General features: G+C 40.4%; 10 protein-coding genes and 5 tRNA genes. 3 read left to right on the plus strand and 12 right to left on the minus strand.

Annotation, left to right across the window (positions count from 1 at the left end; genetic code table 11):
* Positions 1-145 precede the first annotated feature (145 nt).
* Entirely contained in the window at positions 146-796 is a 651-nt protein-coding gene (locus tag F9B85_RS09075; protein ID WP_170270364.1) for a helix-hairpin-helix domain-containing protein, read from the minus strand.
* Between the two features lie 188 nt (positions 797-984).
* On the opposite strand from F9B85_RS09075, the gene ku reads away from it, so the two are divergent.
* The 3 genes from ku to ligD (F9B85_RS09090) are packed head-to-tail and all read left to right on the plus strand — an operon-like array spanning position 985 to position 3,619.
* Positions 985-1,830 (plus strand): non-homologous end joining protein Ku, encoded by an 846-nt coding sequence (gene ku / locus F9B85_RS09080; RefSeq protein ID WP_151620128.1) that lies wholly within the window; start codon positions 985-987, stop codon positions 1,828-1,830.
* Positions 1,827-2,732 (plus strand): non-homologous end-joining DNA ligase, encoded by a 906-nt coding sequence (gene ligD, locus F9B85_RS09085; protein ID WP_151620130.1) that lies wholly within the window; start codon positions 1,827-1,829, stop codon positions 2,730-2,732. Before ku ends, ligD (F9B85_RS09085) begins: the two co-directional genes overlap by 4 nt.
* Positions 2,675-3,619, plus strand: a complete 945-nt coding sequence (ligD, locus tag F9B85_RS09090) for a non-homologous end-joining DNA ligase (RefSeq protein WP_151620132.1) — start codon at positions 2,675-2,677, stop codon at positions 3,617-3,619. Before ligD (F9B85_RS09085) ends, ligD (F9B85_RS09090) begins: the two co-directional genes overlap by 58 nt.
* A gap of 73 nt (positions 3,620-3,692) precedes the next feature.
* Here ligD (F9B85_RS09090) and F9B85_RS09095 read toward each other — a convergent pair whose 3' ends face one another.
* The 11 genes from F9B85_RS09095 to F9B85_RS09145 form a co-directional block, all read right to left on the minus strand.
* Positions 3,693-4,457, minus strand: a complete 765-nt coding sequence (locus F9B85_RS09095; protein ID WP_243138132.1) for a copper amine oxidase N-terminal domain-containing protein — start codon at positions 4,455-4,457, stop codon at positions 3,693-3,695.
* Between the two features lie 226 nt (positions 4,458-4,683).
* Entirely contained in the window at positions 4,684-8,481 is a 3,798-nt protein-coding gene (locus F9B85_RS09100) for a phosphoribosylformylglycinamidine synthase (protein WP_151620134.1), read from the minus strand.
* A 583-nt stretch (positions 8,482-9,064) separates the two neighbouring features.
* Entirely contained in the window at positions 9,065-9,271 is a 207-nt protein-coding gene (locus F9B85_RS09105) for a uracil-DNA glycosylase (protein WP_151620137.1), read from the minus strand.
* Between the two features lie 54 nt (positions 9,272-9,325).
* Positions 9,326-10,132, minus strand: coding sequence for an undecaprenyl-diphosphate phosphatase (locus F9B85_RS09110; protein ID WP_151620139.1), 807 nt, complete (start codon positions 10,130-10,132; stop codon positions 9,326-9,328).
* A gap of 35 nt (positions 10,133-10,167) precedes the next feature.
* Positions 10,168-10,542: a DUF4870 domain-containing protein gene (locus tag F9B85_RS09115; RefSeq protein ID WP_151620141.1), complete on the minus strand. Its 375-nt coding sequence runs from the start codon at positions 10,540-10,542 to the stop codon at positions 10,168-10,170.
* A gap of 176 nt (positions 10,543-10,718) precedes the next feature.
* Positions 10,719-11,456, minus strand: coding sequence for a copper amine oxidase N-terminal domain-containing protein (locus tag F9B85_RS09120; protein WP_151620143.1), 738 nt, complete (start codon positions 11,454-11,456; stop codon positions 10,719-10,721).
* A 278-nt stretch (positions 11,457-11,734) separates the two neighbouring features.
* Positions 11,735-11,810: transfer RNA gene (locus F9B85_RS09125), tRNA-Thr, on the minus strand.
* Positions 11,811-11,817: 7 nt separating this feature from the next.
* Positions 11,818-11,893: transfer RNA gene (locus F9B85_RS09130), tRNA-Glu, on the minus strand.
* Positions 11,894-11,900: 7 nt separating this feature from the next.
* Positions 11,901-11,975, minus strand: a tRNA-Gln gene (locus tag F9B85_RS09135).
* A 6-nt stretch (positions 11,976-11,981) separates the two neighbouring features.
* Positions 11,982-12,065 (minus strand) — tRNA-Tyr (locus tag F9B85_RS09140).
* A gap of 9 nt (positions 12,066-12,074) precedes the next feature.
* Positions 12,075-12,151, minus strand: a tRNA-Met gene (locus F9B85_RS09145).
* Between the last annotated feature and the right edge of the window lie 192 nt (positions 12,152-12,343).

Below are 12,343 nucleotides of genomic sequence, written 5' to 3' on the forward strand. Positions count from 1 at the left end.
AGTGAGTTAGATCCATGCAAAATTAATTGAAAGACAGGGTAATAGTTGCTAATCATTAAGAAATTGGTATATGTAAGTTTAAAAAAGAAAAAGAAGACCAAGCTTTTTCTTGATCTTCTTTGGGGAAGTACGTAGGAAAATATGTCTAATCAACTACAGCTATCTTGTCCTTAACATCAGCAAACTTCTTAGCGCCAATACCAGGCACTTTCTGTAGATCTTCGACTTTACGAAAAGGTCCTTGCGAGGCTCGATAGTCAATTATTTTTTGTGCTGTAGCAGGGCCGATGCCCGGTAATTGTTCTAGCTCTCTGCTTTCGGCGCGATTGATATTAACAAGGCCATTTCCGGAAATAGCACTACCTTGATTGACAAGACTAGTGGCTAGAAGCAGGTGGCTCTCTGTTGCTCCAGCGGCATTTTGAAAGGGTACAACAACTTTTTGCCCATCAATGAGTAATGAAGCTCGGTTTAAGACTTCTATATCAGCATCTTCTAGAGGCTTGGCTTGCTGTAAAGCATCTTCCATTCTACTTCCTTCTGCAAGACGATAAACACCGGGATTGTGAACAGCACCTGTTACATGAATAAAAATGGTAGATACTTCAATAAGTGCTTGCTCAGTAACAGAGTTAGATCCATCATGTGGACTTTGAGTACTTTGCGCATGGGCATCTTGAGGAACTTTTATTACACGTTCAGTCGAGTAAAAACGACTTCCTTGTAACAACATACCTATAATAAGAGCTACTACAAGAGCACCTGCTAGATAATAGATGCGTTTTCTATTCTCCAAAACCTTCCCTCCTATCCCAATATTTTCTTTATTGCAAACTATTTCGACGGTTTTTTTACTTTCCCTTCCTTCTCCACCCATTTTTTCACAAATTAAAATTAAATTAAAACTTATGTATTTATTTGTTTTATTTTTCTTCTATCAACTAACTAATTCCACTGATATCAACTACTATAGGAGGTGCGCAAATGCGCAGTCTTTGGAAAGGTGCTGTTAGCTTTGGACTTGTTCATATTCCCATTAAGCTATTTGCAGCTACGGAAGATAAGGATATACGTTTTCGTCTTCTGCACAAAGAATGTAACCGCCCCATTCAATATCAGAAGCGTTGCTCCCATTGCGATCGAGAAGTAGAATCCGAAGAGATTGTTAAAGGCTTTGAATATACCAAAGGACGGTTTGTCATTGTTACAGAGGAAGATCTCTCAGCTTTAGAGCCAGAAGGTAGCCGCAGTATCGATATTCAATCATTTGTTCATCTTGCAGAAATTGATCCCATCTATTTTGTCAAAACCTATTATTTAGCACCAGATCAACAAGGAGAAAAAGCTTATGCTCTCCTGCATCGAGCTCTTCAAGAAACTAATCGTCTAGCTTTAGCCAAGGTTATCTTACGCTCTAAGGAAACGATAGCCGCTCTTCGAATATACGGCGATGCTTTGGCCATGCACATTATGCTTTTCCCAGAAGAGATTCGTTCTATAGAAGGCCTAGGTCTATTAGGGCAGGGACTGGAAATATCAGATAAAGAGCAAAAAATGGCTGTTCAGCTTATTGAAAGCTTAACAGAGCCCTTTGACCCACAACAATGGCAAAACGAATATAACGAAAAGCTTCAACAATGGTTACAAGAGAAAGTACAAGGTGAAGCAGTGGCCGAAATACCAACTACTACTGCCGCACCCAAAGGCAAAGTTGTCGATCTCATGGAAGCTTTGAAAGTAAGCCTAAATCAAGCAAAAGAAGAACAGAAAAAAACAGCTAAAAAAGAGAAAGCTGGAAAAAGCACCGTCTCCCGTAAAAAAACATCATGACCATTCTTCTACCTATGGAACCACAGCAATTCTGCAAACCTTTTGACCATCCTGATTTTCTTTTTCAAATTAAATGGGACGGTATTCGCTGTCTCGCTTATATAGAAAAGGACCATATAATTCTACGAAGTCGTAAGGGAACGTCTCTTACAGCTCAGTTTCCTGAGATCGCAAAGGCAAAATTTTTTTCACCAGGCATTCAAGCAATAGTTGATGGCGAGCTTATTGTTCTCGACGAAAAAGGTCTACCAAGCTTTCCTCTAGTAATGAAAAGATTTCGAGCTCAGAGTAATTTTACTATCGAAGAAGCTTTAAGAACCTTGCCTGCCTTGTACATGGTCTTTGATCTACTACAGTGGCAAGATGAGTCTTTTATGACTTATCCTTTAGAAAAGCGCTTAGCAAAGCTTAATGAAGAACTAATTCCTTCTGACCATATTCTTTTAACTTCTTCCGTGCCGGAGAAAGGTCATGCCTTTTATCAACAGGTTGAAACGCTCAATCTAGAAGGCATGGTAGGAAAAGATCGTAATAGTCCTTATATACCAGGTAAAAAAGCAAGAAGTTGGCGTAAGGTAAAAAATTTTCGTCAAATCTCTTGTTGGATTATTGGCTTTACCAGTTCTGTGCAAGGACAAGTTGCCGCCCTTGCTCTAGGGGTAGAACAAGGAAATGATACACGGCAATACATTGGAAAAGTCGGATCAGGTATCTCCCAAAAGGAGGCAAAACAGTGGTACGACCGACTGCATCCCCATCAAATTCAAGAAAAAACATCCCAAATAAAAAAACAAGGCTACTACAAAGTAAAACCTTCTTATCAAGTGCTAATACAGTATCTAGAATGGACCAAAGATCTTCGCCTACGCCATCCATCACTGCTCAAGATTATAGAACCCTAGAAGTGCGTAATGGTGACCAAAGTCTGCGTCTTACCAATTTGGATAAAATCTTTTGGCCTGATGAAGGCTTTACCAAAGGCGATCTATTAGACTATTACTTACAAATAGCCCCTTACCTACTTCCTCATCTTAAAGATCGACCTATTGTTATGGTTCGCTACCCCGATGGTATTCAGGGAAAATCTTTTTATCAAAAAGAAAGTCCTTCTTTTCGCCCAGAGTGGCTAACTGCTGTGGCCATTCCATCTCAACATAGAGGCTCTCCCATTTCCTATTGCCTAATAAGAGATTGGATGGACTTACTCTGGGTAATTAATCTCGGCACTATCGAACTTCATCCTTGGCTATCTCAGATAGGTAGGCTTAATCATCCTACTTATATGGTCTTCGATCTTGATCCTCATGAAAGTCAATCATTTAGTACCGTTGTAGAAGTGGCCTTGCTTGTCAAAGAAGCTCTCGACAGCTTTGGACTCACTTCTTATCCCAAAACATCAGGTCGTTCGGGCTTACACATTTATGTACCCCTAAGGCCTATCTATGATTATAAAACCGTTCGGGACTGTGCTATTGTCTTAGCTCAATTTATCGAAAAGGTTGATCGTCGGGTCACCTTAAAGCGGTCCATCAAAGAACGAGGAAATTCTCTCTATCTAGACTGCTGGCAAATCGGTCAAGGAAAAACTCTAGCTTCCGTCTACAGCCCCCGTCCTCTAAGGGGCGCTCCCGTTTCAACACCCCTACATTGGAGCGAAGTAACAAGCAAAGTAAAACCAAGTAGCTTTTCCATCAAGACAGTAAGCGAACGAGTCAGTCAAAAAGGCGACTTTTTCGCCCCTACTATCAAAGAGAAGAATAGCCTTACCCACCTCTTAGAGTTTATATAGTAATTAGTTGACAATAAAAAAAGTCTATCGCTAACCGACAAGTCGGTTCACGATAGACTCCCTTATATACTTACTATTCTTGTTCTTGTTGCACTTCTAATTCCAATAAGTCGCTTGGAACTTCTTCAGGAAGCACTGGCTGAACTGCTTGAGCTTGTCCTGGCGGAGTATGACACTCCATACAGTCCATGTTGACAAATCGATTCGTTTTTGCTATTTGTTCAAAAAAATCTTCTGCAGCAGCAGTGAGTGCTTTGGCCGCTCCGTCATTTTTTTGCTTCATTTCTTCCGTAGCCAATTGAAGCAAAGCACTTCCTGAACGCACTTGAAGTACACCTTCTAGGAAATCGTAATTCACTTTGCTATGTCTTGGTGGTATGCGATAAGTAGACGCTTGAGCTAGGATTTCTTCATCAATTTTTTGTAGAATTTCTTCTAAAGCTTCTTGCTTTTCAGTTATGGTAAGATCTTCTAACTCTTCTAACTGCTCAAGGATTTCCACAAAGGTAGCACTGGAAAGACGTTGCCATTGAGAAAAATCTTGTCGCCATTCTCTGCGAAGTTCTGCTTGAAATTTTTCTTTGGCTTTTTCTTCAGCACCTTCTGTACTTATGTAAGCTGTTGATGTTGTCTCATCCCACTCTACATCAGCTTGTAAAGCTTCTGAAATAGCTCGTACAGGTACTAATGTACGACCATCTACAATTTGAGCTGGAACATCAGAATTAATCTCTTGACCGTTGACCAAAACTTTGACAGGACTTACTGCACTGGCAGACACTACACCTACTGTAAAGATAGTTGCTGTCACCAATGTTGTTATCATCCATTTCTTCACTTTCTCAGATCCCTCCACTTTATTTCTCTTTGACTGGATTTCTGTTAAAAAGCTTTACTAAACCATTTGGAAGTAAAATTACGGGAGATGAATCCCAGTCCATGTTATGATACTAGGTTAGTAAGAAAATTTCAAGGTATTTTTTGGTAATGATGTCAAATAAAAAGGTGTCTGCACAAACTAATTGTCTGTGCAGACACCTTTCTTTATTATATAAAATCTTAACTTACTTAAAGTAGTTAACACCTGATTGGAAGATCTTTTGATCTTTCTCACCAGGAATATTGATAGCCACATCATTACCGATACGTTCTGAGTGACCCATTTTCCCTAAGATACGTCCATCAGGGCTTGTGATACCTTCAATGGCACATACAGAGCCGTTAGGATTATAAGGCATATCCATACTAGGTTTGCCAACTTGATCTACATATTGTGTAGCAATCTGACCTTTTGCTATCAAGTCATTTAAGACTTGATCTTTAGCCACAAAACGACCTTCACCATGAGACATAGCAATGGAGTGAATATCTCCTAGATCAACTTCATTAAACCAAGGAGAGAGATTAGAAACTACTTTCGTGCGCACCATCGAAGAGATGTGTCGTCCAATGTTATTAAAAGTTAAGGTAGGGCTATCTTCTGTAATCTCACGGATCTCACCGTAAGGAACAAGACCTAACTTAATAAGAGCTTGGAATCCATTACAAATCCCCAACATTAAGCCATCACGCTCTTCTAAAAGCTTAGTAACAGCTTCTTTGACACGAGGATTGCGGAAGAAAGTGGCGATGAATTTTCCAGATCCTTCAGGCTCATCACCAGCACTAAAGCCACCAGGAATAACTATCATCTGTGCTTTTTCTATTGCTTTAACCATGGCGTCAATAGACTCTTCTACATCAAGAGCTGTCAAATTTCTTACGACAAGTAAGTCAGACTGAGCCCCTGCCTTTTCAAAAGCTTTAGCTGTATCATATTCACAATTAGTGCCTGGAAAGACAGGAATAAAGACTCTTGGTTTTACTAAGCTAAGAGAACTCTTGACTTTTCTAGTTGCTCCTATGGAAGATGCGTCAAAGCAAATTTCCTGAGCCGAGCCAACTGCATCTGCTTTGCTGGGGAAGATTTTTTCGAGCGGTTTTTCCCATCTTTCCTGCCCTTCGCTAAGGGAAATAGCATAGCCATTGACAGCAATAATAGGTTCTACAGTTGTCTTACCTAACAGTTCATAAGAAACAGTGTCAAAAGCTTCCGCTAAATCTACTTCAGCAGGTATTTCTAAAATTATAGAGCCGTATTCTGGAGAGAAAAGAGGACTTGCATCGACTTTGTTTTGAAAAGCCATACCAATACTGTTACCAAAAGCCATTTTGCTAATAGTCCCAGCCAAACCACCAAAGCGAACAGTTTGAGCGGCAAGTACTTGACCTTTTTGAACTAATTCATAAACTTTCCCATAGTTCTTATCTAGTTGCTCAAAAGAAGGAACTTCTTGTGCATCTCTAGTCAGGGGAAGAAGTACAACTTGACTGCCACTCTGCTTAAATTCTTGCGAAACTACTTTATCTGACTGGAGAACATTGACGGCAAAAGCGACTAGGGTTGGTGGTACATGCAAGTCTTTGAATGTACCGGACATGCTGTCTTTGCCTCCAATAGCAGGAATTTTTAGGGCTTTTTGAACGTAATGAGCGCCTAAGAGAGCACTAAAAGGCTTACCCCATTTTACAGAATCTTGACCAAGCTTTTCAAAGTATTCTTGTAAAGTTAAACGAACTTTCCGGTAGTCGCCGCCTAGAGCAACAATCTTAGCTACAGCTTCTACAACGGCATAGAGAGCACCATGAAAAGGACTCCAAGATGCCAGCTTAGGATCATAGCCATAAGTCATAGCTGTTGCTGTCTTCGTTTCTCCGTTGAGAACAGGTACTTTTGCTACCATGCCTTCGGCAGGTGTGCTTTGATTGACTCCACCAAAAGGAAGCAAAACAGATGCCGCTCCAATAGTGCTGTCAAATCGTTCTACCAGACCTTTTTGACTACAGACGTTTAAGTCTTCTAGATTAGCAAGCCAGGCTTCTTTTACATCAGGCAATGCTTTTTCAACTTGACTAGGAAGGGTTTGGAAATAGTTTGCACTCTCTTCTGGCGCTGATACTGTTACGGTAGTCTTTTGTTGAACGCCGTTCGTATCTAGAAAATCACGACTTACGTCGACAATGGCTTGTCCACGCCAGAACATCTTTAATCTTCTTTCATCTGTAACAGTAGCTACAACAGTAGCTTCCACATTTTCTTCTCTCGCAAAAAGCTGAAAAGCCTCAACATTTTCTGGCGCTATGACAACAGCCATGCGCTCCTGCGACTCCGAAATTGCCAGCTCTGTTCCATCGAGACCTTCATACTTACGAGGTACAGCATCTAAGTTGATATGGAGACCTTCTGTAAGCTCTCCAATAGCAACGGAGACACCGCCTGCACCAAAATCATTACATTTTTTGATCATTTGACTAACTTGCTGATTGCGGAAAAGGCGCTGAATCTTACGTTCTGTAGGAGGATTACCTTTCTGCACTTCAGCACCACAAGTAAAGAGAGAATCTTCCGTATGCTCTTTAGAAGAACCTGTAGCACCACCACAACCATCACGACCAGTACGACCACCGACAAGTACAATCACATCACCAGCAACAGGCTTTTTACGTACTACATTAGCTTTAGGGGCCGCCGCAATAACAGCACCAATTTCCATTCTTTTAGCAACAAAGCCTTCATCGTAGACTTCAGCTACTTGTCCTGTAGCTAAGCCAATCTGGTTACCATAGGAGCTGTAGCCTGCCGCCGCGCCGATAGTAATTTTGCGCTGTGGTAGCTTTCCAGGTAGCGTATCTTCAATTTTTTGACGAGGATCGCCACTACCTGTTACACGCATGGCCTGATAAACGTAAGAACGTCCTGATAGAGGGTCGCGAATGGCTCCACCCAGACAAGTAGCGGCACCACCAAAAGGTTCAATTTCTGTAGGGTGATTGTGAGTTTCGTTTTTGAACATGATTAGCCATTCTTCAGTCTCGCCGTCTCTATCTACAGGAACTACAATACTACAAGCATTAATCTCATCAGACACATCTAGATCTTCAAGAAGACCTTTTTTGCGCAATTCTTTCATAGCCAGCACGGCAATATCCATTAAGCACTGATCTCGTTCTGCTACTTTATCTCCATAGACAAAGGTCCGTGATTGAATATATTCTTCATAAGCTTTGCGTATAGGCCTTGTGAAAGAGCCAGCCTCAATCTCAACACCTTCAATTCTAGTTAAAAAAGTAGTATGACGACAATGATCTGACCAATAAGTGTCAATCACCTTGATCTCAGTAATGCTTGGATTACGTTTCTCTACATCACGGAAATAAGTCTGACAAAAGATCAGATCTTCTAAATTCATAGCCAAGCCAGTTTGATTCATCCAAGCTTGTAGTTCATCTTCTGACTTATCGATAAAGCCATGCAAAATCTCTACATCAGCAGGAACTTCTGTTTTTACAGATAAGGCCTGAGGTTTTTCTAGTATTGCTTCTCTTGCTTCTACAGGGTTAATAATATATGACTTAATCTTATCAATTTCTTCTGTTGTAATAGAGCCTTCGAGTACGATTAGACGGGCCGTTTGAATATCTGGTCTATCTTTCTGTGTCAATAGCTGTACCGATTGAGCCGCTGAATCTGCTCTTTGATCATACTGACCAGGCAAATACTCCCAAGCAAAAACTTTTTGTTCATCTGCTAAAGGATAGGTTTCATCGTAAACTTGATCTACTGTGGGCTCTGAAAAAATAGTATTCCGAGCCTCCATGTATTCATCATCAGTCATTCCAGCAATATCATAGCGCTGAACAATACGTACATTTGTTAGACCTTGCATGGCAAGGTTCTCTTTCAAATCGGCATAGAGGCTTCGAGCTTCTACATCAAATCCTTTTTTCTTTTCTACATAAATGCGTCTCACTTCTTGTGCCATGAAGATCCTCCTGTATAGAATATAAAAATCTTTACGTGTAAACTTTTTATATACCTTGATTTACGCTCACTCAATAGAATAAATCATGACAGCAGTAAGAGCAAGGAAAAACAAAAAGAGAAGGCTAAAATAAAAGCCTTCTCTCTGAAGCAACCATCCCTACAGTTCCTAGTTCCTACATAGACCTTACAATCTACCTAAGCGAAGGATTCAACAAACAACCCTTAACTACCAGAAAAAACAACGAGATGGACTGACGTACCATGATAAATAGACAACAGAATCACCAATTTGAGATTCGAAACACCGATTGGGGAGGTAAACATCTTTTAACCACTGACAATTTGATAAGAACCTAGACTACTTGATAACAACTTGACAGTGCCTGACAGGTATTGAACCGGAATAAGAATCTTGTAAACAACCTTGAACCAACCTTTACCTGTCGATGCTTTTCTACGCTCCTTTTTGTTTCTCTCTAAACTGTAAGGATATTGCCTAGTTAGAGTGTATCATGAGGTCTATTCTTTTGCAAGTACTTTTTTGAACTTTATCAAGAAAATTTTTGGATTCTTTTGAAGCTCTATAGCTTCTTCTTTTCTCGAAAGCCATCACAAGGATGACCACAACTCTGAAAGACAACGAGACTGGGCATAGAACGAGTTTTGAAGTTGAGCAATTTACAGCCGCGAGGAAACTTAGGCTCCCAAGTAATATAAAAGTGCTCACAGCGTAGACAGTTGATTCTTTGCTTTTCTGAAATTGTTACATTCTTATCTTTGTTGCTCATAACCTATCCTTAAATTTTTGGTTATATTCTTACGTTCTCTTTTTCTGCCAACCCCTATAAGAAGAAAATCCAATAAAAAGCGGCTAGTATAAAGCGATAGTAGGCAAAGGGGGCTAATCCTACGTTCTCAAGGAAACGTAGAAACCACATAATCGATAACCACGCTACAAAGAAAGCAACAACAAAACCTAAGGCAAAGATGGGGATATCGGCCATCGTTAAGAAGTGATAAGACTTTAGTAAGTCATAACCTGTGGCGGCAAACATAATGGGGACAGCAACAATAAAAGAGAGCTCTGCGGCAACCTTCGGTGAAAGCCCTACAAGAATTCCACCCGAAATAGTAGCACCCGATCGTGAAAAGCCAGGCCACAAAGAAAGACATTGAAATAAGCCTACGGAAAATGCTTGCTTTAATGATATATCGTCAAAACTTTGTACCTTTGCTTTAGAAGCATATCGATCGGCTACAAGTAACAATAGGGCACCTACAACGAGACCGATGATAACCGTTTTTTCCGAGAAAAGATGATCTTTAATAAAACCATGAAGCAAGTAGCCCAACAGAAGAGCAGGTATTAAGGCCGCTAACAAATGAAGTACAGAAAATCCATGCTTTGGTGGTTTCAATCCTTGTTTGAAAAACAATTGTCCCATATCAATAAATTTTTCTTTGTAAAGAAAAAGAACAGACAAAATAGCACCTAATTGAATAAAAATCTCAAAGGTAGCCGCTCTTTCATCATCAAAACCTAACAAGTGTCCTAGTAAGATTAAGTGTCCTGTTGAAGAAACAGGCAGAAACTCAGTAAAACCCTCAACAATCGCTAGTATAAGGGCTACTAGATAAAGATTCTCCACTCCCACATCTCCTCAATTGAAACAAAAAAAGTTCTCTAACGAATCAAACGAATCGTTAAGGGATAACGATAATAAACACCTTCATTAGATCGAATAGCCGCAATGATAGTTAAAATAAAGTGCGCAATCGGAATAATCAACAAGAAAACAAATCCAATCGCAACTATCACCAGAAGCCCAGCAATCATGGTATATAGCAAAAGACTTATCTGAAAGTTAAGTGCTTCTTTACCCTGATCATCAACGAAAGGCATAGAGTCTCTTTTTATTAACCAGATCAATAATGGAGGAATGACCTGACCAATAAGAGGTAATAGGTAACCTAGAAAAGTTGAGACATGACATAACATTGCCCACATACGTTCATCTTTTGATGGACTGCTATAATTATCTACATTGTATACTTCCATGAAAATGCCTCCTTTCCTTAGAGCATCTCCTCCGTACATGTGTAAGAAATAAAGAAACCTTTTATGCCTCCTGAAAAAGGTCATAAAAGGTCTTCTTTTTTTGTAAGGGAATCTCCTGCCTCGAACTAAATATTTTCTAACTGAACGACTTAGTAATTAGCTAATTAAGGTCTTATCTACTCAAGTTCCCAATCGTAAGCATCAAAGCCCCAGTAGACAGCATCTTCATATTCTGGTACTCCTGCAAAAATAAAAACAAAGCTACTTTTTGCACCTGCTTCTAGTTCAACAGGAATATTTTCGAATCTATGATCAGCAACTACAGCTTGCTCCTCTTCTTCATTAGCCATATGAATCAAGACATCTATGTACTGAACATTATTAATATAAAGTGATCCTACGTTGTGAAAAGTACCGTCAGCCTTCAGTATGCCTTCGTCGTAGTAAACTTTATCGATTTCAAATTCCATTAATTGTTCAGCAATTACTTCTTCTAGTATCTTAGAGTTAATATCAGCCCTTCTCTCTGCCCCATCCCAAAAAACATCTTTATCTAAACTTTGGGCAATAAACCGTAAAGGTACATATGTACTATCCTGGATAATCCGAGCTGGAACATCAAGTTCTACCCTTTCATCCCCTACAACAGCTACTGCATTATCAATCTGCAGCCAGATAGACCCTGATGTAACAGAACGTTCTTCGTTATTCCATTCAACATTCTGTTCCAAAGCTTCAAAAATGGCTCGCATAGGCACCAAGGTTCTATTATCTTCAATAACAATAGGTAAGTCGGAAACTAACTCTTCACCATCGATAAAGACTTTAGGAGGCTCTACAGCACCTACAAAATTAGAACCTAGCAAAGTAAAAAACAAAAGCATTGTCAAAGCAATAAATTTCTTACCCTTCATTAAAAACTCTTCCTTCCAAATAATTTCTCATTGCAGAGTTCCTATCTATTGGACAACAAAAAAAATTTTACGTCAAGCCTTTCGAGTTTATTTCCAAGAAAGCACATAATTCCATAAAAAGCAAAAAACCGTCTAAGCGTACGCTTCAAACGGTTTCCATTGCTAATCGGGGTAGTTAGATCCCATGACTTCATCGGCCGAAACATTCTTCTTAGCTGTCGCGCAACTAGTGTCTAGTTCTTCCATCCACCTGGTGATCCCGCAAACCCTAATATAGATGGAGCCAGCGACAGGACTTGAACCCGCAACCTACTGATTACAAGTCAGTTGCTCTACCAGTTGAGCTACGCTGGCGAGGAAATGGTGACCCGTAGGGGATTCGAACCCCTGTTACCGCCGTGAAAGGGCGGTGTCTTAGACCACTTGACCAACGGGCCTTATAAATGGCTGGGGTGGCTGGATTCGAACCAACGAATGGCGGAGTCAAAGTCCGCTGCCTTACCACTTGGCTACACCCCAAAATGGTGGTGGAGGGAGAAGGATTCGAACCTTCGAAGCTTACGCGGCAGATTTACAGTCTGCTCCCTTTGGCCACTCGGGAATCCCTCCGCATTAAGTTGGTAGCGGTGGTAGGATTTGAACCTACGACTCTACGGGTATGAACCGTATGCTCTGACCAACTGAGCTACACCGCCATAGTCCATCGCGACCAAAACCCCGGTCACAGGACAGTATGTTATCACTTTATCTTCTCTATGTCAACAAGTTTTTCTGTTTTTTTGGAGAAATATCGGAGAAAGCCAACTGATACAAAAAAAGTCCTAGGCCCGAGGGAAGACATTTCCGGAAAAAGGGCTTGGCGACCTCAGCTTATCAAACAGCTTGCT

Origin of the sequence: Heliorestis acidaminivorans (assembly GCF_008933955.1) — a bacterium.
In the GTDB taxonomy this organism is placed as follows: domain Bacteria; phylum Bacillota; class Desulfitobacteriia; order Heliobacteriales; family Heliobacteriaceae; genus Heliorestis; species Heliorestis acidaminivorans.

Bases quoted from the DNA above. Each gene is read 5' to 3' on its own strand.
- ku (WP_151620128.1), top strand. From the start codon at position 985: ATGCGCAGTCTTTGGAAAGGTGCTGTTAGCTTTGGACTTGTTCATATT.
- F9B85_RS09105 (WP_151620137.1), bottom strand. From the start codon at position 9,271: ATGAGCAACAAAGATAAGAATGTAACAATTTCAGAAAAGCAAAGAATC.
- F9B85_RS09100 (WP_151620134.1), bottom strand. From the start codon at position 8,481: ATGGCACAAGAAGTGAGACGCATTTATGTAGAAAAGAAAAAAGGATTT.
- ligD (WP_151620130.1), top strand. From the start codon at position 1,827: ATGACCATTCTTCTACCTATGGAACCACAGCAATTCTGCAAACCTTTT.
- ligD (WP_151620132.1), top strand. From the start codon at position 2,675: ATGGACCAAAGATCTTCGCCTACGCCATCCATCACTGCTCAAGATTAT.
- F9B85_RS09115 (WP_151620141.1), bottom strand. From the start codon at position 10,542: ATGGAAGTATACAATGTAGATAATTATAGCAGTCCATCAAAAGATGAA.
- F9B85_RS09120 (WP_151620143.1), bottom strand. From the start codon at position 11,456: ATGAAGGGTAAGAAATTTATTGCTTTGACAATGCTTTTGTTTTTTACT.